Below are 24,951 nucleotides of genomic sequence, written 5' to 3'. Positions count from 1 at the left end.
GTGATATAATAAATTTAACAAAAGCAATTATAAAATTTTTTTGTTATTATCTCTAATTTAGTATTTAATTGCAAGATTAACTACTAATAGAAACGGATCTAATTAATTTTATGAACAAAAGATTAATAATTAAACGAGCTATTTTAATTGGCATAATTCCAATAGTTGCATCCGTTCCTTTCTTAGGAATTGCTGCAAATAATTTGCAATATACTAGTAATTTTGAGCTTGGGTTCGAAATATTAATAAAAGACAATATTAATAAAAAAACATTAATGTCAAAACTAGAACAGCATCTATATAAAAGTTATCTTAGAAATCAATATGATTATAAGTTTTTTGAATTTGATAAAAAGATAACAATTCTTGCAAATCAAGATAAATACGATTATTTTAAGTGACCTTTAAAGCAATTCTTTGATGAAAATAAAAAAGATATCGATGGGATCTTAATCGATAGATATTTATTAGAAGAAAATTGATACAAGAGACCAATTATTTTTAAACAAAATATAGATTCTGAAAAGAGAATACAAGAAGAGTTGTTATGGTATGGAGCTATAGTTAATAACTTTGAACAAGCATCAACTTTAGAAGAAACAGAACTAAACTATAATAATTTTAAATATGTTGGTTTAGATAAAGGAACAAGATATTTTCATTTCAAAAATACCTTCCGTCAATTAGGTGATGTAATAGTTGGTGTATCAGAAATTGATAAATTTAATTCAAACAATTTTGGTAGACTCGAATGAAATAATGATTTAAACTTACTTGATTTAGAAGATGATAAAATAGATAAAAAATATAATAAATATCATCCAAACCAAGTTTCCGAAATAATAGCTGGATCAAAAGGGATAAATCAAACAGTAAAGCTTAAACTTTTGCGACATTCTATAAAACTAGATGACGAAAACTTACAAAAACTTAAAACTTATGTAATCAATAATAGTTATGGATTTACAAAAGAATCAATTAAAGACCATCCATATCTTAGAAAATATAATGAATATTCAAGAGCGATTGATGAAGCAATTGTCAAGAATCCAGAACTTATTTATATTTTTTCAGCTGGTAATAGTTTTAACAAAGAGCCAGCAGTTAAAGAATTGGTTGGGAGAAAACTATCTTTGAATTCAATTGTTGTAGGAGCTCTTTCAAAATACGAATACAATAATAGACCTGCTCCAGCAAAAGCAGGATATAGCCAAATAGGAAACAACATAAACTATTTGTCCGTTACTACCCCGGGGCGATTTGATTTTATAAAACCTACTAAAGAAAATTTTGAAGACCAAGGAACAAGTTTTTCTGCTCCTGTTGTAACTGCTATAGCATCAATGCTTTTGCAAACTAATAAAGAACAATTTGATGAGGGGCATAATTCAATTATTTTTAAATCTGCTTTAATTACAGGAAGTTGAAGTCCAGGTTCTATAAATTGACTGCCATATCCTGTAAGTTTAGATCCAAATTATAGTTACACAAACCAACTCGGATTTGGCATTCCTAATTATTATTTAGTAAAAGAAGCTCTTAGAAATTTGATCTATATCAAAGGGGAAGATCCCTTATTATCAGTCGATACCAATCAATCTTATAATGAAAATGGTAAAATTGTTAAAATTGTAAACAAAAAATTCAAAAAAGGAAGTAGAGTTAGAGTCGGTCTTTCATGATTATATGAGAAGGCTAACGATCCTTTCAATTCATATTTAATTAATCATTTTAATGGATTAAATGCGAATCAACATGATTTATCTAAAACTAACTCAGATGCTAAAAACAATTCTAAACCTATAAATGAACCCAATTGAACGGGTCATATACCAATTGGTGATGGATCTGGATGTATAGATTTATGAAAGCAGTATTATAATAAAAATCATGACAAGAAATCATCACTTGACATCATAGCACAACTTAACCAGTGCAAGGTACATCGTTATGACGAAGAATTAGATTTAAAGAAAAAACTTGGTGATCTAGATACTTATGAAAGAGAAGGAATAATGAACAATAAAATATTTTGAATCAGAGATAGAATTTCTTTTGGTTTATATGTTTATAACTCTAAAAATGAATTAATTAAAGAGATTGATACAAAGGGAGATTTCAATGTAAGATTAGTTGAATTTTTAGCTGATGGAGAAGAATATAGAATCGAGGTTGTTAGACAAGATAATTTATTTAAAGCTGCAGATGCGGCATTAACATTTGCTGAGGAAATAAGTGATGAAGATCAATATTAAATTTAAAATAATGGCTAGTTTTTTATTTTTATCTATTGCTCCAATTATTGCGGTTTCTTGTTCTCAAAAAAACAAAAACCCATCTACAAAAAGTACCCCTAAAAAATCATTACTTGAAGAAAACATAAAGATAACTGATCCTACAGTGGTTAAACAAACTCAACCACTTGTAGCACTAAAACCAGCTCAACCAATAACAACATCTTTCTTGTCACAGCCAAATGCAATTTTACTAAATAACTTAAATAACTATCTAGAACTAAAGGATAATAAATACTTATTAAGCTTTGGATTGAATTCATTATACAAAAATAAATATGTACAAATTCAACTCCAAAAAGCTGATGATCAAAATGTTTTAATTACTTCAAATAAAACAAAAATAGCTAATGATGGCTCAGTTTTAGTTGCTTTTGAAAACTTAGAAGATGATAATGAATATATCATAAAAAAAGTACTTATTTATGATGATCTTAACAATGATTCAAAATCAAGTGATTATCAAATCACTAATGAAAAAGAAGACTTATCTGTTTTTAGCAAACTATCTGATATCAAACTATCAGCCAATGCAAAAATTATTGAATACTTCTATAATGAATTCAAACTACGACTTAATAACTTATCAAAATGAAAAGATAAGGTAGCAAAATTAGTTATTCAAAATTTAAATACTAATGAAGAGTTCTATTCTTTAGAAACTAAAATCAAAAGCCCAACACAAGACTTCATCTTTGATGGTATTTATTCAGTTTATGATCAATATAAAATTGTTAAATTAGAATACGAAGATGGTGTATATTTAGATGAAGATGAAAGAAAGCGAACTAAATACACATCTATCCCATTAGATGATTCAATTACTAATAAAATACTATCAGTTAAATATAAAACTAATTTAAACTGGAATCCATTCACAAATGATAAAAACAAAGAACGATTAGTTTTTAAAGATGGAGTTAATTATTTAACAACTGATAATAAACCAATATATGCTCAATTTTCTCGTCATTTTGAAAATGAAAAAAATATACACCACAAGATAATTAGTGCTAGAGCTTTAGATAATAATCATGAAGATGCTACTAACAAAATTATATTTATTAACAATAAAGAAGAATTAGCTACAAAAATCGGTTTTGATTCATTAGACAAAAATATTAAAACTGATTTTAATAAAAAGACTTTAGTAGCTTTATTATTAGAAGAAGAACATAGTTATTATAACAATGATTACTATAACACTTATATAGCTAAAAAGTATGATGTTGATCCTAAAACAAAAACTATAAATGTAGAACTAGAATATAATTATTTACCTAAATTTTCTAGTACAAAAGAAATAATTAAAAGACGAAATAGTGAGCCAACTGCAATTTGAGGATTTTATGTAGCTTTCTTTTTTGAAGTAGATCAATTAGACGATATTGAACAATACAAACTCAAACTGAAAACTAAAAAAACTGATTATGAAACTTGATATAAAAAACCAAAAACTGATTGAGACTCATTACCTTGAAATAAATAAAAGATTTCAACATTAACAAATATTAGTATAACAATCTAACAAAACATATTAATCAATAATCATATAACTAAAAATAAGTAGGCAACAAACCTACTTATTTTTGTGTATAAATCAATATTAATTATTAAACTAAACTATTTTAAAAACTTCATCAACTAGTGTACTTATAAGAAACTAAATCATCCTGGTTTTTAGCTAGTTTTTTACCTGCAGGTGCTTGAGCAACTTGATCAAATGCTACTAAATCAGAGCCTATTTCTACTCAATCATCATTTAAGTTAGATGTTAGTGCATAAATATCAACAGCTATATTGTTTCGTTTATTACGTTTAATATCTTCTAAGCTTATATTATTAGATTGAATAATAATTTTGATGTGTTCTGCATCATTTTCATCTAATCATTTACGAACATGTTGGACTAAATGGTGGTTAACACCATTTAGATCAAAGTTTCTAATGTTACCAAAAGTAGCAATTAAGCTTTCATCAATTAGATCATCACTTAAATCTAAACTAATAGCATATAAATTAGTTAGATGTTCTCTGATGTTTTCTAAATCATTAATTACATTGTTATTGTAATTTAAACTAACTATTAAGTTATTAGTTTTCTTGTTAGCTAAATAAGTTTCAATTACTAATTTAAGATCACCATTATATTGTTGAATCATATTGTTTGGAATATAATCAACAAATTCAAAAGAATGATCCATATCTTTTAGAAATTGAACTTGAGCTTTAGTAGTAAATAAATAAGCACCAGCAACCGCAGCTCCATATCCATCATAAGCTTGTAAACTATAATCAACTGAGCAACTATCATTAATAATAAGATCTTGGCTTTCGTTTAGTTCGCATAAGATGTTATAACAATTTGTTGCTGTTGAACTTCTTTTAGCTAGGATTGAGCTAATTAAATTTTCTAATCAACCAAAGTCTTCATAAGATCCTTCAATTGAAAATAAAGCATCTTTACTTTTAATAACTGTTCCATCAGGAACATATTTGATCTTGAGTTGTTTTAGTTGTTTTTTGTGAATTGAAAACTCTAATAAAGCTAATACTTCAGCAGTTCCACAAACCATAATATTACTTTTAGTATTATTGCTAAATTGCATTAATACATTATGGTCTGGTAGATATTGTTTAGTGATATTACAACTAGTTATGGTTGCAAAATTTGTGTAATGATGATCAACTATTTTATTATCAAAAATAAAATCAATGTTTTGGGTTAAAGATATCGGTTTGTGTCTGGACATATGTTTTATTTATGGTTAGGATCAGCCATTTTGTTGGCTTTTTTAGCATTTTCAGCAATCATTTTGCTATTAAACATCATGTTATAGAATGTAGAAGCAAATAATAACATTGCTGTTTTAATAACAATAAATCATAGACTTAAAACTAATGATTTAAAGAGTTCAAAAGGAACTCCTGTCATTACAATTAATGAATAATTTGGGTTTTTAGCTTTGTTTAAATCATAAAAAAGAACGATTTGTTCATAGGCTTGAGTAGTTGCTGCAGTTGCTCACATTCATCAAATAAAACCAAAGAACCATAAACCAAATAAGATCCCTTGTCAAATAATTTCTTTTTTACTTCACTTGTTTTGGTAATGAACTACTATAACTCGATAAATTAATAAACCTAATACAATGAATTGTACTAACCCAACTCCAATTCCAATTGCATACTTAGTTGCTTTTGCATCAAAACTACCAATAATCGCACAAGCGAATAAACCAAAAGCAAAGGCTACTATAAGGATATTTAATATCTTCATCCCTTTATCATTGATATTTAAAAGCTTCACAACTGTTTTATTTTCGTTTGCTCTAATATTTCGCATTTAAAAATGCTCCTTCAAAATCGATCAATATATTATATAATGTATAATATTATTCACTAACTAAATCCTTGTTAGGTTTAGTGTGATATTTATAAATTATAACTATTTCAAAACCGAAATAAAAAGCAAAAATTAAATTAATTCTAAAATAAGGAATAATAATGACTAAAAAAGACATTAACCCAAGACTAAGAGTTACTAAAACAGTTGTTTTTGATGAACAAGAACAAGAGCGAAATAAAGTTAAGAAACATAAGAAATTACCAAGAACTTGAAGAATTGTAATTAGTGTCTTACTTACTTTTTGCTGTGCTTGTGTAATTGTATTATTAGTATATGTTATTACTTATTTATATAGTCTTGAAGTTAATGCATAAGTGTGATGAATCATCAATTAATTTTTAGTACTAATACCAAGCACTTATATGTCCATGTTCCTTTTTGTAATCACATATGTACTTATTGTGACTTTAAAAGGATTCTTAAAAATGAACATACCCAACCATTAGTGGATGGGTATTTTAATGATTTAGAAAAGTGAACTAAAAAGTTTAAATTTAAACAGTTTGATACTATTTTCTTAGGCGGGGGAACACCTAATTGTTTAACTGATGCTGAACTTGAAAAGTTGTTGAGTCTGATCTCTGTTTATGCAAATGATGATTGTGAATTTAGTATTGAGTGTAATCCAGATTTAATTAATCAAAACCAAATTGATTTGTTTAAGAAATATAAAGTTAATCGGATCAGTTTAGGAGTACAATCAACTAATAATCAGATTCTTAAACAAATCAATCGTATCCATACAATTGAAGATGTAGCGGCTGCTGTTGATTTATTACATCAAAATGATATTTATAATGTTTCGTGTGATTTTATTTATGCTTTACATCATTTAACATTAGATGATGTAGAAGATGTTTTTAAATTTATTTTAAAATATCAAATTCCCCATGTTTCATTTTATGCTTTAGAAATTAAGTCTGGATCATTAATGAAAAAATTAGGGTTAATTTTAGATGAAGAACAAGAAGCTGATCAAATGGAATATATCATTAAACGATTTAGTGAAATAAATTATTTAAGATATGAAGTAGCTAATTGAACAATTGATCCTAACTATTGTTGTAAACACAATATGGCTTATTGATTAAGTAATGATTGGATTGGAATTGGATATGGTGCTCATGGTTTTGAAAACAAGATCCAATACTATTTTGATAAACCATTACAAGATCCAAAATTAATCACTAATCAATTAACTGATTATGAAGTCAATCAACAAATCTTAATGATGGGCTTAAGATTAGTGAATGGACTTGATTTAAATATCGATAAATTTAATAATGCTTATAAAATGTTTAAAGATAAATTAAAAGCTGTTAGTATAACAAAAAACAACCACTTAGTGGTTGATGATATTAATTTATTACACAACAGTATTTTAGATCTTTTTTAGATTTGAGCTGTAATTGCTCAAATTCCAATTCCTAAAGCAATAATTACTAAAACAGCAAATAAAGCAATTAATCAAGAATAGTAATATAAAAAAGAAGTATTATAAACAACTCTTACTTGTTTTGGTTCTCAAGTAACTAAAATGAAATGATTATATAGTTGTTTCATTTGTTCATATGTAGTTTTAAGTTGTTGATATGGGATTAGATTATGATATTCTTGGTTTGAGTTTGGTTGAACTGTTTTAAGTCTTAGTTGTTCAAGACTTTTGTTTTCAGTTTGATCTCATTCTTTAAATAGTTTTAAACAATTAACAGCTAATAATTTAGCTAGTTTTTTAAATGGATTAGCTTGTTGGTCTAAATAGTAGTTATGAAGAATATGAGGAATCAATATAAAGATTAAATTATTTAAATAATAGAGTTGATATAAAGAAAGTTGATCAATGTTCTTATTATTTAGTAAAGTTTTAAGTTCATTGTTTAAATAAGGATATTGAAAACTTAATAGTTTTTTATCTAAACTATTAATAATTGTTTTAAAGTGGTTAATATTATCAATTAAATTAGTTTTATTTTGTTCATGAATCTTAGGATCATCAATAGCTAAAATAAATGATTTCATATAACCATCATAAAAATCTTTAAGTAATGGTTTTAGTTTTTTAAGTAGTGTTTCTAAATCAATAACTGGATTCATATTTAAACCATATAGTGTTTGCTTAAACGTGATTTCTTCATTTTCTGTAATTTAGTATTTAGTTTTTTATAAACCTTATCAACTGGTTCAAGTGTATTTTCTTCTTTTTTAGCAGAATAAACAAACCCAAGGTCTTTTTCATACTTGGGGATAATATGTAAATGAGTATGAAAAACAACTTGCCCTGCACTTGGGTTTGTGTTCATTAAGTAATTAAAACCAGAAATATCATCAAATGTTTCTTCTAAAACAAATGTTAAGTTCTTAGCTAGACGCATCATGCCAGCTAACACATCTGGATCTGTTAATCCAAAGTTTCGATAATGTTTCTTAGGGATAATTAATAAGTGTCCATCACTAACTGGATTAATGTCTAAAATCGCAAATGCGTGTTCATTTTCATCTACGATTTGACTTGGTATTTCTTTATTTCATACCTTACAAAAAATACAATCAACCATCTTAAATTACCTATTTAATTTTTTTTTATTTTATGAAATGATTTAGTACATATAGTTAGTTTTGTTATTAAACTGTTCAGTTTGTATTTTATTATGTTCACTAATCATTTTCTTTGTAGTTACTTTTCAACTAACACTTAATGCAAGCATTAAGATTACATTGATTAAAACGATGAATCATAAAAAGCTCATAATCAAGATTACTACATTTCTTTTATTGTCTAATCTTGCAATTTTTGCTGATCTATTATATTCTTTAACCTGCGAAATCATTACACAAACCTTAACGAAGTTAGCAAATCCTATAAAGAAGCAGAAAATACCAGCTCCAATGATTCCACCAACTGCAATTAAATTTAATAATGCCAGTTGTTTTTCATTATTAGCAAGAGAGTTTAAAATTGCTTTTTCTAAGAAAATAGCAATTTGAGCTAACTCAGGAAGATGTTTTTTAAAATCAGCTTGGTTTGGATCTGTTCCAAGTAATACTGCAATTGCACGAATCCCGATATTACCAGATGTAACAATGCTACCAGTTAAAAAGTACATAACAATAAAGCATGCTCACACTATTGTAAACAACAATAGAGCAATCTGTAAAGATATCATCTTTCGGTTTGTTTTTAGAGTTTTATCAAACAAAATAAGACCTCCTAAAAAACAATAATATTAATATTTTATACTAATTGATATAGTTTAAAGTCTAATTTATCTATAATATACAAATATAAATAAATTATTTTTAAATCATATTATATTGCATTAATTTAAATATTATAGTAAATTATTATATCTAAGAACTATGTTATAAATGAATTTAAAGGATTAAAATGAAACAAAAGAAGATTATTATAGCATTAAGTGTTGCACTTGGTATTACAGCCACTTTAGCAGTTGGTTTAGGAGCAGGACTAGGAGCAACTAAAAACCAAAAAGATCAGCCAATAACAGTTCTTAAAGAAGAACAAAAAAATGTTAACCCCCAACTTAACAATAATGATAAGATGATGGATTTAACAAAAAAAGATAATTCTAAAACAGAACTTAAAAAAGAAAATCCACAAATCATTGAACTACAACCTAATCAAAAAAACGAAGAGAAAACAAAGTCTGAACCTAAAGAACCAGAAAACAAAAAAGAAGAACCCTGTGTTTCCCACTTGTTCAATTACACCCTTAACTTAATGACGAGTTAAGGGTTTTTTTATTTTTCTTTTATATATTTATATATAAAAATAAGACTTATAAAAGAATGTAATGAGCAAGATTTTTTCAAAATTATTGCTGGGTTTTTCTCTTTTGGTACAAAAAGAGTTAAAATGCTTTATTTTGCTTTTATATTTTTATAAAAATATAAAAGTTTATAATAATTACAAAGATGCAAGAATTAAGATATCAAAACGAGTAAAAATATGAAAACAGACAACAAAACTTCTAAAAAAACTACAACTAAAAAAGTGAAAAGTTCACCTGCTATTTTAACTGGTCCCAATACTAAAAAGTCGGAAACAAAAATTGTAATTAGTTCGGTTGACGAACTGATGATGTTTAGTGATGAATATGATTGAGATGAAGAAATAAACGCTCAAGATTTTCCATTTATGACGTTTGATGATAAAACTAAACAAGAAGTAAAATCTGTTTTAGATTCAAATGAAACGGCTAAAAATGAAGTTAAAGAAGAATATAAAATGTTTTCATTATTTGAGACATTATTTGATCATTTTGATCTTTTAAAAGGGTGCTCAAAAACAAAGTCTAGTACCTTAAGAACAATATTGATTCAATTGCTTTCACACCGAATCAAAGGACCTAAAAGTATACTTGGTACAATGAAATCGATTGAAAAAGAAGAACAAGATGTTTTCTCTAAAAATTCATATTATCGATCTCTTGAGTATCTTGCAAAAAATTCACATATATTGCTTAAAAATTTAAACGACAAAATTAGCGAAAAATACGAAAGAAACATTAGTGTAATGTGGTTTGATTCAACCACAGCATATTTTGAAAGTTTCACTAGAACAGGATTAAAAATGCCTGGTTATTCAAAGGATGGAAAAACCAAAGAAGACCAAATTGTAATCGCAATGGCAACTGATGAAAATGGAATTCCAATTCACTATAAATGTTTCCCAGGAAACACACCAGACCAAAAAACATTCATTCCGTTTTTAGAAGAATTAGCTAGTATTTACGAAATTAAAAACATCACAATAGTTGGTGATAAGGGTATGAATAATGCTGAAAATATTAGATTCTTAGAATCTAACGGTTGAAATTATGTGTTTGCTTATCGATTAAAAGCAACTAAAAAAGAAATCAAAAATGCTATTACGAATTCTGACGATTATACTCAATTGAATGATAATTTAAAATACAAAATTATTGATTTGAAACCAGCAAATGGTGATAGTCAAGATGCTGCATCAACTAAAAGATTAGTGGTTGTTCATAGCGAAGAAAGAGCTAGAAAAGACCGACATGATCGAGAAGTTTTAATCAACAACTTCACTAAGAAAATGGACAAAAAAGGTGTTGTTACACAAGAAAAACTAATGGGAGCTAAGAAGTGCAGATACTACAAGGCTGTAGACAAAACGACTTATTATATTCTTGATCAAGAAAAGATTTTAGAAGATGAAAAATACGATGGTTTTTTCGTTTATATAACAAACCGATTCGATTTATCAATTCTAGAAATAATGGAAATTTATACTAAACAATGAAAAATCGAATCGAACTTTAGAACTTTAAAAAGTACACTTGAATTAAGACCGATTTACCTATCTAAATACGAACACATTTTAGGATATTTGTGTTTATGTTTTGTGTCTCTTGTTTTCTTAAGATTTATACTACATTGAATGAATGATGAATTAGTTGCTCAGGGATTAGAAAAAATTACAGAACAAAAATTAGTTGAAATCGTAAATGATGTTAAATCAATTAAAGAGATTGTTAATAATATGGTTGTTCAAGAAATTGATTTTGTTAACAAAGGCACAAAATCCAGCTGGATTATCTATGAAAAAGTGTTAGCTTGAGCATCCAAAAAAGGGATGATTTAACGGCATTATTTTTTTAAAATCTACAAGTGGGAAACACAGGCCTGTGTTTCCCACTTGTTCAATTACACCCTTAACTTAATGACGAGTTAAGGGTTTTTTTATTTTTCTTTTATATATTTATATATAAAAATAAGACTTATAAAAGAATGTAATGAGCAAGATTTTTTCAAAATTATTGCTGGGTTTTTCTCTTTTGGTACAAAAAGAGTTAAAATGCTTTATTTTGCTTTTATATTTTTATAAAAATATAAAAGTTTATAATAATTACAAAGATGCAAGAATTAAGATATCAAAACGAGTAAAAATATGAAAACAGACAACAAAACTTCTAAAAAAACTACAACTAAAAAAGTGAAAAGTTCACCTGCTATTTTAACTGGTCCCAATACTAAAAAGTCGGAAACAAAAATTGTAATTAGTTCGGTTGACGAACTGATGATGTTTAGTGATGAATATGATTGAGATGAAGAAATAAACGCTCAAGATTTTCCATTTATGACGTTTGATGATAAAACTAAACAAGAAGTAAAATCTGTTTTAGATTCAAATGAAACGGCTAAAAATGAAGTTAAAGAAGAATATAAAATGTTTTCATTATTTGAGACATTATTTGATCATTTTGATCTTTTAAAAGGGTGCTCAAAAACAAAGTCTAGTACCTTAAGAACAATATTGATTCAATTGCTTTCACACCGAATCAAAGGACCTAAAAGTATACTTGGTACAATGAAATCGATTGAAAAAGAAGAACAAGATGTTTTCTCTAAAAATTCATATTATCGATCTCTTGAGTATCTTGCAAAAAATTCACATATATTGCTTAAAAATTTAAACGACAAAATTAGCGAAAAATACGAAAGAAACATTAGTGTAATGTGGTTTGATTCAACCACAGCATATTTTGAAAGTTTCACTAGAACAGGATTAAAAATGCCTGGTTATTCAAAGGATGGAAAAACCAAAGAAGACCAAATTGTAATCGCAATGGCAACTGATGAAAATGGAATTCCAATTCACTATAAATGTTTCCCAGGAAACACACCAGACCAAAAAACATTCATTCCGTTTTTAGAAGAATTAGCTAGTATTTACGAAATTAAAAACATCACAATAGTTGGTGATAAGGGTATGAATAATGCTGAAAATATTAGATTCTTAGAATCTAACGGTTGAAATTATGTGTTTGCTTATCGATTAAAAGCAACTAAAAAAGAAATCAAAAATGCTATTACGAATTCTGACGATTATACTCAATTGAATGATAATTTAAAATACAAAATTATTGATTTGAAACCAGCAAATGGTGATAGTCAAGATGCTGCATCAACTAAAAGATTAGTGGTTGTTCATAGCGAAGAAAGAGCTAGAAAAGACCGACATGATCGAGAAGTTTTAATCAACAACTTCACTAAGAAAATGGACAAAAAAGGTGTTGTTACACAAGAAAAACTAATGGGAGCTAAGAAGTGCAGATACTACAAGGCTGTAGACAAAACGACTTATTATATTCTTGATCAAGAAAAGATTTTAGAAGATGAAAAATACGATGGTTTTTTCGTTTATATAACAAACCGATTCGATTTATCAATTCTAGAAATAATGGAAATTTATACTAAACAATGAAAAATCGAATCGAACTTTAGAACTTTAAAAAGTACACTTGAATTAAGACCGATTTACCTATCTAAATACGAACACATTTTAGGATATTTGTGTTTATGTTTTGTGTCTCTTGTTTTCTTAAGATTTATACTACATTGAATGAATGATGAATTAGTTGCTCAGGGATTAGAAAAAATTACAGAACAAAAATTAGTTGAAATCGTAAATGATGTTAAATCAATTAAAGAGATTGTTAATAATATGGTTGTTCAAGAAATTGATTTTGTTAACAAAGGCACAAAATCCAGCTGGATTATCTATGAAAAAGTGTTAGCTTGAGCATCCAAAAAAGGGATGATTTAACGGCATTATTTTTTTAAAATCTACAAGTGGGAAACACAGGACAAAAAGAGCAAGAAGTGTTTTCTTTATGTTAACACAACAAGAATTCGCTTTGAATAAATTATCAGATTTAACAATTGAAAAATTAAATGATAAACAAAAACTAAAAGAGATAGCTCAGAAATACAATGAGCATTTCAGAACTGTTGTTAAAAAATACAAAAATATTGAAATGTTAGCAAACAAATCTACTACAGTTGCTTATTTAGTTACATTCTTCTCTCAATATAAACAATTTGTTAACTTAATTCACCAATTAGTTTCTCAGTTACCTGAAAAATTAACGGAAATTGAAGCTAAGTTAGATGATGTTTTAAGCAGTGCTAAAAAAGAATATACTGATGAATGAGATAAGGATGACTCATTCAAGAAGATTAACGAAGATTTAGTAAAAATATTCTACGATGTCTTAAAACAAACTAAGCAAAACCAAGCATAATAACTAATAAATATCGATTAGTATAACAATTAAGATTAAGCATTCCATCCATTTCCTAATATAAAAGATATTAATTGATAATAAGATCTATAAACAAACTAAAAAAGAGAGCACAGACTCTCTTTTTCTTTACCTTATAAACGTACCTCTACAAAAGACAACTAACAAACTCCTATCCTATCTACTCCAATCCATTTCTCACCAAAACATCTAATAATAATTTATAAGTCTCTCAAACATTCTTAACTTCTTGGTTAATAATGTCTAAATTATCAACCTTTTGGTTGTTAATTAATACTTCTAGTTCTTTAATGTTATAAAGAACATCAAACAGCTTTTCTTCTGTTATTTTATATTGATCTTCTAGTTTTAATTGATCATTAATTTTATAGATTAAATAGTTTAAATAGATTAATGTTATAAAACATAAACAGATATAAGCTTCTATATGATTAATTGTTAATAATGATATTGATTTATTATCTAATAATAGATCAATAGATTTAAAAGTAGAACTATTATTAGATAAGTTAATAATTTCACTAATTTTTAAATTAGATATGTTGGTTACATAAACATAATAACCATCATACTTTTCTTCTCTTATTCTTTGTTTATCTAGTTGATAATAAGAAGTATTATTAACTGGTTTAATAAAAGAATAAGAGTTAGATAGATGAATATCTTTATAAGATACTAATTGGTTTTGATCCATCTTTTCAGTAAAACTATTTATTATAACTTCTCTGTTTTCTCTATCTTCTAAAGCTTTAGTATCACTATATGTGATTATTTGATATAAAACAGATCTATTAGCTCTTTTATTGTTATATAGAGATTGAGATTGTTTAATTTTATATCTTATATTGTTTTCAGTTTGATAATCATCTAAACTAAGAACATAGTTGCTAAAATCTTTACTTCTTGGTTGCATTTTATAAAAAGTAATGTATTTTCAATTCATTGATTCTAAGAATCTAATGTTCTTGTTAGTACAAATAGATTTGTCTGCAATAATTGTTAAATGATCTTTATTATAGATTTTAGCAACTTCTAATAATAAAGGAATAAAGGTGTCTTTTTTAGAATAAGTAGATGGAAAAATTTTGTAGTATAAAGGGATCTTATTACTATTAAATAAAGTAGCTACAATAAAATCTTTATTGTTCACTGTTCAGTTTTTAAGTGATTTAGATTTATTAGATGATTGGTTTGAATTCTTTTTAGAATAGTTATTTGATACATCAAAGTATAAAATGTTAGTATCTAAATTAGTTTTAGATTCTACAGTTGTGTATATGTTCTTTAAAATAGAATCTTTGTTTTTAGTAATGTAATCAAGTGAACTATATAATTGATTATTAAATTAATACTCTAATTGATCATGTTTATTAGTAGTATAACTACTAAAGATTGAAGTCATATTTTTAATAGATTGATCAATAGTTTTAAAAACTAATTGATTAAAAGAGATTGATTGAGATATTTTATAATCATCAAAGATATTAAAATAATTAAATAATTTCTGTACAACTTCTAAACCTTTATATCTTATAATGGTTTGTTTGTTAATTAGTTTATCCTTTTTTAAAATATTGTCTAATTGTGCTTTAGCTTCTTGTTTTGTTAATGATAATGAGAAGTTCGCAATAACAGCTTTTATTACTTTTAAAGGGTCATCAACATATTGTTTTAAATCTTCAATATAGCCATAACCAAATCTCATAACAAATCCTTTGTTATCTAATTTAGGGATGCCAATTGATAAATATTCACCCTTTTTAACTCGTGAAATGGATGTTCTCCATTGTCTTCTTACTTCTGATGCTTTCTTTTTCATGTAAATATTATACCAATAGTATAAAAACACTTAAAAGCTATAATTTTTAATTGGTTTTTGATTATAAATTGATGAAGATGGTAGGGAATCTAAAAATTGCTTAACCGGAACATTTAACTCAAAAAGTCTTTTTTTTTTTTTTTTTTTTGCAAAAGAAGAAATAGTTTCTAAAATCACTTCATATTTCAAATAAATCCAAGCTTTGATAAAAGGAATTTTAGACATAATTTACTATCAAAGGATTTATAAATATGAGTAAATTCAAAAACAAAAAAGCACTAGCTTTATCAGTTGGCGCGATTATGGCAGGGGTTAGTGTTATAGGAGTGGTTGCAGCTTGTGCACCAACAAAGGCGAAACCAGCTAAACCCACTGAAAAGAAAGTAGAACAACCACAAACTAGTGGAACTGAATCTTTAAAACAAGGTAGTGGAAGTACTACAAATCCAACTGGTCAAGGTTCAAACAGTGGTGGAACAACTAATTCTAATCCAGGAAGTGGGAATTCATCAAACTCTGGAAACCAAGGTTCAGAAAATAACACAACACCTCCACCAAGCGATTCTTCAACTCCAGCACCAAATCCAGAAACTACACCTAAAGATCCAAAAACTGATGGTGATAAATCAGGTGCAGGTTCTGGTAGTGAATCAGGTTCTAAAGATAAAAATGAACAAACTCCACCTACAAATGGTGAAGCACCAAAAGTAACTCAACCACCTATGAATCCTGAACCTGGTGCAACTCCTGATAATGCGGGTAAAAAGGAAGAAGGAGATCAAGGTTCTAATAATGTAGATTCTGAAGCTGATAAAAAGAAGAAAGAACAAGAAGCTGAAGAAGCTAAGAAAAAAGAAGCTGAAGCTGCTCTTAAAACAAAGAAAGAACAAGCGAATGCTACTATTAAGAATTTAGCTAATTTATCTGATGTGGAAAGAAAAGAATTTACAGATAAAGTTGATAAAATTTCAGATACAAATCAAACTGCAGAAATTGAAAATATAGTTAAACAAGCTGAAGCTAAAGATACTGAAAACAAGAATGCTAAGGAAGCTATTGCAAAATTAGAAGAAGAAAAGCAAAACGCTATTGATAAAATCGGTAAGTTATCAGCATTAAGTGAAGTTGAACGTGCTTCATACGTTGAAAGAGTTAAGGCTGTTAAAACTGTGGATCAAAAAGATGAAGTTGAAAAAGCCTTAAAAGAAGCTCAAGCTGCTAATACTAAAAAAGTTCAAGATGAAGCTAAAAAGCAAGCTGAAGAAATAAAAAATGAAATTACTTCTGCAACGCTTAGCGTGGCTGAGAATAAATATTTCTGACTTGAATTAAAAACTAGTAAGCAAACCTACAATAAAATAAAAGACAAAAGACTTATGTTTGGTTTAGAAAAAATTGGAGCTGGTGAAAGTGTTGAAATTGCTACACGTTTCAATTTGCCAGATAATAAATTTACATTCCAACAGTATGTAAGAGAAGATGGAAATGATGTTATCTTTAAGATTTCATCTAATCAATCTTATGGTGGTCAAGAAGAAAAAGGAAAATACAAAGTCTCAAGCATTTGATTAGAAAATGACAAAACTGAAACTAATTTATTGAAAACTCCAAGTAATGAAGTTGAAAATGCTTAATCAAAATATCCTTAATATTTAAACAAAAAACAGCCTTTTTGCTGGCTGTGTAGTGAACCCGATTTTTTGGACAAATTAATTCTTGTCTATTGTTATAAGGATTGATGCCTGTATTGTACAGGAGTCAATCCTTTTAATTTTACTTGTATTCTTTCGTTATTATAGTAATGAATGTAGTTTGTTATAGCTTGGATTAATTCTTCAACCGTTTTAAATTCAGATTCATGACCATAAAACATTTCGTTTTTTAGTTTACCGAAGAAATTTTCCATAGGCGAATTATCAAGACAATTACCTTTTCGCGACATTGATTGAATAATATTTTTCTCAGCTAGCATTTGGCGGTATTGGCGCATTTGATATTGTCAGCCTTGATCTGAATGCAATATTAACCCACTTAAGTCTTCAAACTTTTGAAAAGCTTCACCAATCATCTTAACTGTCTGTTGAAAGTTAGGGCTTGTTGAAATATTAAAAGCAATAATTTCTCTATTGTGCATATCCATAATTGGTGATAAGTATACTTTGCTATTAGTGATGCGAAATTCAGTAACATCAGTTGTTCATTTTTGATTACAAGAAGTGGTTGAAAAATCTCGTTGATAATAAGTTTTATGAGCAACTTGATCTTGAATCTTGATTAATAGATGACTCTTCACTACCCCATTTAAATCGCCTTTGTATGATCGATATTTAGCTTTAGGAGTTAGAGCAAATAATCCCATTAGTTTCATTAAACGTTTCACTTTTTTATGATTAATTAAAATCCCTCTATTTGCTAATTCTAGTGTGATTCTACGGTATCCATAGCGTTTTTTGTGGTGGTAATAAATTTCAGTGATAAGGCTCATTATTTCCTTGTTTTTCAGATCCTTACTTACCTTTTTAAGGTGGTAATAATAATCACTTCTTGAAATGCCTGGACAATTTGGATTGCTATTAATTACTTCTAAAATGAATCTCAAACTACATAACAATTCTTGCCTTAGTTCTGTGATAGCTTGAGCTATTTCTTCTTTTGTTGGTTTTCTCTTTTCTGAACTAAGGCATCTAATTTTTTTAAGTATTCGTTCTCTATGGTAAGGCGTAAATTCTGCTTTCGTAAAAGTTCATTTTCTTGCTTCAATGAGATGTTCGTCTTGTTTTCTTGCTTTTTGTTCATATGGTTTACGGCCCCTCTTTTTCTCTACAACATTATACCCGTTTTCAAGAAAAGATTTAATTCATGAGTGTAATAAACCAACATTAGATAATCCTAATTCTATCGATACCCTTACATAAGTTTCACCGTTAAGCAAAACACGATCAATTGCTGCTTTTTTGAATTCTTTAGAATATTTTTTATTCCTAGAACGATAAACAATCTTAGTTCCATGCCTTTCTATTAACCGAATAATGTATCAAACAACGGTTCTGTTTAAATTGTATTTCTTTGCAATTTTATTAAATGAAAAATCTTTTTCTTTGTACAAAGAGTAGATCTCTAACTTATCTTTTGTAGTGAACCCGATTTTTTGGACAAATTAATTCTTGTCTATTGTTATAAGGATTGATGCCTGTATTGTACAGGAGTCAATCCTTTTAATTTTACTTGTATTCTTTCGTTATTATAGTAATGAATGTAGTTTGTTATAGCTTGGATTAATTCTTCAACCGTTTTAAATTCAGATTCATGACCATAAAACATTTCGTTTTTTAGTTTACCGAAGAAATTTTCCATAGGCGAATTATCAAGACAATTACCTTTTCGCGACATTGATTGAATAATATTTTTCTCAGCTAGCATTTGGCGGTATTGGCGCATTTGATATTGTCAGCCTTGATCTGAATGCAATATTAACCCACTTAAGTCTTCAAACTTTTGAAAAGCTTCACCAATCATCTTAACTGTCTGTTGAAAGTTAGGGCTTGTTGAAATATTAAAAGCAATAATTTCTCTATTGTGCATATCCATAATTGGTGATAAGTATACTTTGCTATTAGTGATGCGAAATTCAGTAACATCAGTTGTTCATTTTTGATTACAAGAAGTGGTTGAAAAATCTCGTTGATAATAAGTTTTATGAGCAACTTGATCTTGAATCTTGATTAATAGATGACTCTTCACTACCCCATTTAAATCGCCTTTGTATGATCGATATTTAGCTTTAGGAGTTAGAGCAAATAATCCCATTAGTTTCATTAAACGTTTCACTTTTTTATGATTAATTAAAATCCCTCTATTTGCTAATTCTAGTGTGATTCTACGGTATCCATAGCGTTTTTTGTGGTGGTAATAAATTTCAGTGATAAGGCTCATTATTTCCTTGTTTTTCAGATCCTTACTTACCTTTTTAAGGTGGTAATAATAATCACTTCTTGAAATGCCTGGACAATTTGGATTGCTATTAATTACTTCTAAAATGAATCTCAAACTACATAACAATTCTTGCCTTAGTTCTGTGATAGCTTGAGCTATTTCTTCTTTTGTTGGTTTTCTCTTTTCTGAACTAAGGCATCTAATTTTTTTAAGTATTCGTTCTCTATGGTAAGGCGTAAATTCTGCTTTCGTAAAAGTTCATTTTCTTGCTTCAATGAGATGTTCGTCTTGTTTTCTTGCTTTTTGTTCATATGGTTTACGGCCCCTCTTTTTCTCTACAACATTATACCCGTTTTCAAGAAAAGATTTAATTCATGAGTGTAATAAACCAACATTAGATAATCCTAATTCTATCGATACCCTTACATAAGTTTCACCGTTAAGCAAAACACGATCAATTGCTGCTTTTTTGAATTCTTTAGAATATTTTTTATTCCTAGAACGATAAACAATCTTAGTTCCATGCCTTTCTATTAACCGAATAATGTATCAAACAACGGTTCTGTTTAAATTGTATTTCTTTGCAATTTTATTAAATGAAAAATCTTTTTCTTTGTACAAAGAGTAGATCTCTAACTTATCTTTGTATGTTAATTTCATGAAAAATGAATCCTTTCGTTGGTTGTCCAACTTTTAGGGTTCATTTCACTGTTTTTTGTTTTCTTGTCAATTATTAATTATTAATTATTAATTATTTGTTTTAGAATCGTCAACTTTTGGTGTAGAGTTAAATTTATATTGATCTGGAATTTTGTCAACACCTTCGCTAAATAGATTTGTTTTAAAATTATTACCATATTTAGCTTTTAAAGCATCACGATAAGAAGCATCTCCACTATCTTTCTTTTGATCTGCTCCACCACCATAGATTAAATCATATTGTGGAAGTTTATAAGTGCCATACAAGTTACCATAATCATAACCTTCAGATCTTAAAGCAGCTGCAATCCCTGTACCAACAGAAATATTAGAAGTGTGATATACACCAACAATCTTATTATCTTTAGTTCTTATAGAAGAACCTGAAGCGCCACCATATGGTGCATAGTGTCTTGGAATATATTGTAAACCTGTTGAGATAAGAGTTTTATTATCGTGAGTAATAAATAACTTGTGATCTACTTCCTTACTACTATTACCAGCTGCTGGTAATCCAATAAATGCATCCATAACACCAGGACGGTTAGTAAATGTACGGTATCCTATTTGTTGAGATAAGAAGTTTCCACGTTCTACTCTTTCACCATCAACTGCATATTTACCAGTTGCTTCATTAAAGCTCTCTAATTGGTCAAATAAACGAGAATCACCATTTATCCATAAACTGAAGTTGCTCTTTTTACCTTCTAAATCATCATATTCTGGATCAATGTATTTTTTAAAGAAGAAGTCTCAATCAGCACGTGGATAACCAACCGCAAATAATTGATCACCATTCTTTGCATATTCAGAATTACTTAATCCAACTAATGGATAGTTAATTTTTGAATAATCAGCTAAATAAGATTTTTCTAAGAATTTGATATGTTCATTAGGTCTATTAGCATAATCATTAGTTAAATCTTTAATAACTTCTCTTAACTGCTCATCTGTTGAACTTTTAGTTTCACTTTCGTTATCAGCTTGTGCGACATTTATCATATTTTTGAATTTAGAAAAATCCGCTTCTATGACTGCAAAATCTAAAAACTCTTTTGTATCTTTGTACTTATCTTTTTGTTCTTTAGTTAAGTAATCTTGAGGATCTTTTTTTAAGAAATCAATAGCTGAATAGAAATTTTTAATAGGAGAATCTTCTTTTTGTTTTCCTTGTAAGTTTTCAGGATATGTGAAGTTAAACGCTTTAAAGTTTGAATCACGAGCTATTCATTTGAATTTCTTACGAAGTGGTGCTCCCTTGTTAATTCTTGTTAAAGTTACTGAAACAATATCATTCTTTTGTAATTCATGTGCAACGTGTAAATTAGTACCAAAGTATCATTTAGTTGGATATCCTTGACCATTTTTTTCAAAGTCTAAAATTCAAACAGTTCCTGCGATTCATCTTAATTTATTAGGATCATTTGGATATTTAGGATCTTTAAAAGTAAATTTAATTGAAAAAGTTTGTTCAGCAGCTCTTAAGTAAGTTGCGTTTGGTAAAATTCGAGCTAATCCTTGAATTTGGTTTTGATTACGATCAACTGTATCAGCTCAAGAAATACCTTGCCCACGTTGTGTTGTTAATAAAGCAGAAAGCCCTTCAACTGAGCCATTAGTATTATAGCTAGGTATAGTAAATCCTTTTAAACGAGCATTGTCATAACTATCTTGATGGTGTTTTTTAGCCAATTCATCAAAAGAATTAATTTGACTGTCAGTTACTTTAATATTTTCTCCGTAACGTCCATAATTAGGGTCTTCGATTTGTCTTTTTAATCGTTTAATATACTCTGGGTTGTCATAATTAAATCTTTCTTGTGTATTTGAAGATTTTAAGTATGATATTCTTTGATCTTTAGTTAAACTAGATCCATCACCAACATCGATTCCACCGTCAGCATGTTCAACATATGGAGTTCTTTTGAAACCACTTAATTCAATCTTACGAACAACATTATCATTTGGATTTCCTTTTCTAGAAATCTGCACATAAGCAGTTAGTTTACCAGTAATACTTGAAACATTCATTCCGTTGTTAACTTCATGTTCAACATTGATTACTTTAGCATCGAATTGATCTGCATTTGCTCCAGTTAAACTAACCGTAATGTTGTTTGCATTTGTTCTATGAGCATAAACTTGATCAATAGATGCATTTCCGTTTTGTGAAAAGCTATCAAAGTTTACTTTAATATCTTTTGTATCATTTAAAATAGATTCAGATGTGTTAGTAGTTACTTCTCCTAATTGTGGCTCTACAGATACTCTTTTCTCACCCTCAGCTTGTCCAGTACCATTTTGAAGCTTATTAACATCATTTGGATCTTGTTGTTTTTCTTTTGTTTGATCGTTATTGTTTTCAACTTTTTGATTTGGATCATGCTTTTTAAGTTCATCATTACATGCTACAGCAATTGTTGCAACTGTAACTAATGATAATGAAGCTGCCAAAAAAGCAAATATTTTTTTATTTCTTAGTTTCATACAATTATTTTCCAATCTAACTACTGTTGCATAATAGCAATGTTATGATCTTGTAGTTGTTTTATTAAAGCAACACTATTTTTACTTACAATAATTGGTTTATTATTAAAATTAGATGTTGCTGTTTTTAGTAATGTTTTTAAATTAGCAATTCCATCTGAACTTAAGATTTGATTAGGATTGTTTGTAGTAAGTTTAATCATCTTAGTTTCTAATCCATTACTAAATGTAATTGTAGATGGATTAGATAGATTTGGGTTTAAATTCATCACCTTAGCAAATAAAGCATTGTTCATCTCTTCTATTTTTAAAGTATAGAGTTCACTATTATTAGCTAATTTAAGTGAATGTAATAATCTAAAACCATTACTTAATTTCTTTTTATCATCAAATTCTAAACCTGCTAAGGTTTTAAGATTAGTGTTTGATAAATCTAAGTTACTTGGATATCCATTAGCAAATTCATTATGATCTGTATATTTTCCAGATCCTCTAAAACCTTGGAAGAATGGTTCATTGTTTCTTACTCAATAAGCCATTCTTAATCCTAAATTAATTCTTGATAAAGGATTATTGAAGTTTTTAATACTTTTATTAATATCTTCTTGATTAAAAGTGATTGTATTAAAAACAATATGTTTATAGTTATTATTGATTTGGTTTAAATCATTACCAATGTTATTAGTATTAATTCAACTAACATTTCTTAAATAAAGGGGGTTAATAGCAAAATCAACTACTTTATCTTGATTTGTTGTATATAAACTTAATTCACTAATACTTTTGTTTTCAAGTGCAGCTAAAGCAGTTGAATTAATTTGATTAAAAATCAATTCTAATAATAAGATTTTATCAGGTAAGTTAGCTAAAACTTCTTTAAGAGCATTAGTATCTTCTAAACTATTAGAGATATTAATAACTCGATAACCAGTTACTAATTGGTTGTTTTCTTTTAATGATAAAAGCGTTTGTTTAGCATTAGCTTTGGTTTGTGGGTTAGAAAAATCAAATGTAACAACTAATTTATCTTGTTTTTGATCTGGATTAGATGATTGCTCAGCTAATGCAGCAATACTAACTCCATCATAGATTTTAATCCCTTTAGTTAAATATTGTTGGGTAACATCACGTTTAATTCACCCATCATACTCACCATTTAAAATGTTATCTGGTTTTCGGTTATAAATATCTTTAAGTTTAAAGATCCGTTTGTTTTTATTTTCATAATCAAGTCGAGCAATGACTTTATTAAAACCAGGTAAAGGGGTGAAGGTTGATGAGTTTAGTCTTCCTTTTGAATCAACATAAAGATTTCTTGATTCAAGCACTTCGCCCTTTTGAAGTTTTGCTTTTGCATCTGCACTTAGTTCATTAAGCTTATTAGTATCTAAATAAGCAAAGTATTTAGCAAATCGTTCTAGTTGTGGTAGTTGATTAAATTGATTAAATTTAGCTAATCCTTCATCAGTTAAAAAATTTTTAAGATTAGGACTGTTAAATAAATCAGTAAAACGAGCAAATAACCGGTTTCAATAGTTAGTATCTTTAGCTAAGAACTCTGTTAGTTTTCTACCATCTAAAATTCTAAGAGCTTCGGCAATACTACTAAAAGTTTGTTTGAATTCAGAAGCTGCTTTTTTAGCTGTGTATTTACTAAATTGATCAGTTAATTCTAAAGCAACAACATTTGGTACATGATCTGATATATATTGATCAGGGTTGCTGATCTTATTTTTTTGATCAGATAAGAATTGAATTCGTTCTGGTTGGTTTCTAATTTTTGCTTTAGTACTAAAGCCATCAACTTTTACTTCTTCTTGAATAATTTCAGGAAGTGTAAATGGATTAATTGGTTGTTCAGCTAGAATTGGAGCTTTTAGTTGTTCATCATTTTGATTAATAACTATTTTCTCTTCTTGTTTTTGATTTTCTTCTTTTGGATTAGGATCTGTGTTAATTATTTTAGCATTAGATAGATCAGCTAATGAATTATGATTAGTTTCATTTAATTGTTCTTTAATACTATCTTGTTGTTGACTTTGATTAGTTTTATAAATAACACCTTTTAAACCAACACCATTATGAATCCCATCTGCTGGTATTTTAATGGCAATCGGGATTATAATTCCTAATAATGCAGCAGCAGATACTGTTCCAATTAAGATCTTATATTTTAATTTCAACCCATTCACCACCTTCTTTTATGAATTAGATTATAGT

The 24,951-nt window shown here is 27.8% G+C and carries 21 protein-coding genes; 9 read left to right on the top strand and 12 right to left on the bottom strand.

The window, feature by feature from the left end:
* Nucleotides 1–110: 110 nt before the first annotated feature.
* A complete protein-coding gene (locus JM47_RS02995; RefSeq protein ID WP_208894911.1) occupies nucleotides 111–2,255 on the top strand; it encodes a S8 family serine peptidase in 2,145 nt (714 codons plus the stop codon).
* Entirely contained in the window at nucleotides 2,239–3,783 is a 1,545-nt protein-coding gene (locus JM47_RS02990) for a hypothetical protein (RefSeq protein ID WP_208894910.1), read from the top strand. Before JM47_RS02995 ends, JM47_RS02990 begins: the two co-directional genes overlap by 17 nt.
* A 139-nt stretch (nucleotides 3,784–3,922) precedes the next feature.
* Here JM47_RS02990 and JM47_RS02985 read toward each other — a convergent pair whose 3' ends face one another.
* Both JM47_RS02985 and JM47_RS02980 read right to left on the bottom strand, forming a co-directional pair.
* The gene (locus tag JM47_RS02985; protein WP_244870376.1) at nucleotides 3,923–4,903 is read right to left on the bottom strand and encodes a nicotinate phosphoribosyltransferase; all 981 of its coding nucleotides are present in this window, start codon (nucleotides 4,901–4,903) and stop codon (nucleotides 3,923–3,925) included.
* 149 nt (nucleotides 4,904–5,052) lie between these two features.
* Nucleotides 5,053–5,640, bottom strand: a complete 588-nt coding sequence (locus tag JM47_RS02980; protein WP_051749389.1) for a hypothetical protein — start codon at nucleotides 5,638–5,640, stop codon at nucleotides 5,053–5,055.
* A gap of 161 nt (nucleotides 5,641–5,801) precedes the next feature.
* On the opposite strand from JM47_RS02980, the gene JM47_RS02975 reads away from it, so the two are divergent.
* Both JM47_RS02975 and hemW read left to right on the top strand, forming a co-directional pair.
* Complete coding sequence (locus JM47_RS02975) at nucleotides 5,802–6,017, top strand: hypothetical protein (protein ID WP_038102200.1); 216 nt, start codon at nucleotides 5,802–5,804, stop codon at nucleotides 6,015–6,017.
* A 5-nt stretch (nucleotides 6,018–6,022) separates the two neighbouring features.
* Entirely contained in the window at nucleotides 6,023–7,099 is a 1,077-nt protein-coding gene (gene hemW, locus JM47_RS02970; protein ID WP_244870375.1) for a radical SAM family heme chaperone HemW, read from the top strand.
* On the opposite strand, the gene JM47_RS02965 is transcribed toward hemW, so the two are convergent.
* The 3 genes from JM47_RS02965 to JM47_RS02955 are packed head-to-tail and all read right to left on the bottom strand — an operon-like array spanning nucleotide 7,096 to nucleotide 8,807.
* Nucleotides 7,096–7,797: a hypothetical protein gene (locus tag JM47_RS02965; RefSeq protein WP_208894908.1), complete on the bottom strand. Its 702-nt coding sequence runs from the start codon at nucleotides 7,795–7,797 to the stop codon at nucleotides 7,096–7,098. The genes hemW and JM47_RS02965 overlap by 4 nt on opposite strands.
* Nucleotides 7,798–7,799: 2 nt before the next feature.
* Nucleotides 7,800–8,258, bottom strand: a complete 459-nt coding sequence (locus JM47_RS02960) for an HIT family protein (RefSeq protein ID WP_038102195.1) — start codon at nucleotides 8,256–8,258, stop codon at nucleotides 7,800–7,802.
* 42 nt (nucleotides 8,259–8,300) lie between these two features.
* Nucleotides 8,301–8,807, bottom strand: a complete 507-nt coding sequence (locus tag JM47_RS02955) for a hypothetical protein (protein ID WP_208894907.1) — start codon at nucleotides 8,805–8,807, stop codon at nucleotides 8,301–8,303.
* Between the two features lie 281 nt (nucleotides 8,808–9,088).
* Here JM47_RS02955 and JM47_RS02950 point away from each other — a divergent pair, with 281 nt between their 5' ends.
* From JM47_RS02950 to JM47_RS02935, 4 genes are all read left to right on the top strand, one after another.
* Nucleotides 9,089–9,454 (top strand): hypothetical protein, encoded by a 366-nt coding sequence (locus JM47_RS02950; protein WP_208894906.1) that lies wholly within the window; start codon nucleotides 9,089–9,091, stop codon nucleotides 9,452–9,454.
* Nucleotides 9,455–9,670: 216 nt separating this feature from the next.
* Nucleotides 9,671–11,329 (top strand): IS1634 family transposase, encoded by a 1,659-nt coding sequence (locus JM47_RS02945; protein ID WP_208894774.1) that lies wholly within the window; start codon nucleotides 9,671–9,673, stop codon nucleotides 11,327–11,329.
* Between the two features lie 306 nt (nucleotides 11,330–11,635).
* Nucleotides 11,636–13,294, top strand: a complete 1,659-nt coding sequence (locus JM47_RS02940; RefSeq protein ID WP_208894774.1) for an IS1634 family transposase — start codon at nucleotides 11,636–11,638, stop codon at nucleotides 13,292–13,294.
* A gap of 67 nt (nucleotides 13,295–13,361) precedes the next feature.
* A complete protein-coding gene (locus JM47_RS02935; protein ID WP_208894905.1) occupies nucleotides 13,362–13,772 on the top strand; it encodes a hypothetical protein in 411 nt (136 codons plus the stop codon).
* A 181-nt stretch (nucleotides 13,773–13,953) separates the two neighbouring features.
* Here the strand turns inward: JM47_RS02935 and JM47_RS02930 are convergent, their stop codons facing one another.
* Genes JM47_RS02930 through JM47_RS03900 form a run of 3 tightly spaced genes read right to left on the bottom strand, consistent with a single transcriptional unit; the run spans nucleotide 13,954 to nucleotide 15,837 of the window.
* Nucleotides 13,954–15,126, bottom strand: a complete 1,173-nt coding sequence (locus JM47_RS02930; RefSeq protein WP_456300622.1) for an IS1634 family transposase — start codon at nucleotides 15,124–15,126, stop codon at nucleotides 13,954–13,956.
* Between the two features lie 12 nt (nucleotides 15,127–15,138).
* On the bottom strand, nucleotides 15,139–15,612 hold the full coding sequence (locus JM47_RS02925) for a hypothetical protein (RefSeq protein ID WP_208894903.1): 474 nt from the start codon (nucleotides 15,610–15,612) through the stop codon (nucleotides 15,139–15,141).
* Nucleotides 15,613–15,642: 30 nt separating this feature from the next.
* Entirely contained in the window at nucleotides 15,643–15,837 is a 195-nt protein-coding gene (locus tag JM47_RS03900; protein WP_222702322.1) for a hypothetical protein, read from the bottom strand.
* A 26-nt stretch (nucleotides 15,838–15,863) separates the two neighbouring features.
* On the opposite strand from JM47_RS03900, the gene JM47_RS02920 reads away from it, so the two are divergent.
* The gene (locus JM47_RS02920; protein ID WP_208894902.1) at nucleotides 15,864–17,246 is read left to right on the top strand and encodes a GA module-containing protein; all 1,383 of its coding nucleotides are present in this window, start codon (nucleotides 15,864–15,866) and stop codon (nucleotides 17,244–17,246) included.
* 92 nt (nucleotides 17,247–17,338) lie between these two features.
* On the opposite strand, the gene JM47_RS02915 is transcribed toward JM47_RS02920, so the two are convergent.
* From JM47_RS02915 to JM47_RS02900, 4 genes are all read right to left on the bottom strand, one after another.
* Complete coding sequence (locus tag JM47_RS02915; RefSeq protein WP_318023476.1) at nucleotides 17,339–18,718, bottom strand: IS3 family transposase; 1,380 nt, start codon at nucleotides 18,716–18,718, stop codon at nucleotides 17,339–17,341.
* Nucleotides 18,719–18,786: 68 nt separating this feature from the next.
* Entirely contained in the window at nucleotides 18,787–20,205 is a 1,419-nt protein-coding gene (locus JM47_RS02910) for an IS3 family transposase (protein WP_318023472.1), read from the bottom strand.
* A gap of 87 nt (nucleotides 20,206–20,292) precedes the next feature.
* Nucleotides 20,293–22,731, bottom strand: a complete 2,439-nt coding sequence (gene mip, locus JM47_RS02905; RefSeq protein ID WP_208894901.1) for an Ig-specific serine endopeptidase MIP — start codon at nucleotides 22,729–22,731, stop codon at nucleotides 20,293–20,295.
* Nucleotides 22,732–22,751: 20 nt separating this feature from the next.
* Entirely contained in the window at nucleotides 22,752–24,914 is a 2,163-nt protein-coding gene (locus tag JM47_RS02900) for a putative immunoglobulin-blocking virulence protein (RefSeq protein WP_208894900.1), read from the bottom strand.
* Between the last annotated feature and the right edge of the window lie 37 nt (nucleotides 24,915–24,951).

Origin of the sequence: Ureaplasma diversum, assembly GCF_000941095.1 — a bacterium.
Taxonomy (GTDB): Bacteria; Bacillota_I; Bacilli_A; order Mycoplasmatales; family Mycoplasmoidaceae; genus Ureaplasma; species Ureaplasma diversum.
The sequence above is the reverse complement of the archived record's forward strand: the minus strand, read 5'-3'. Positions and strand labels throughout refer to the sequence as shown.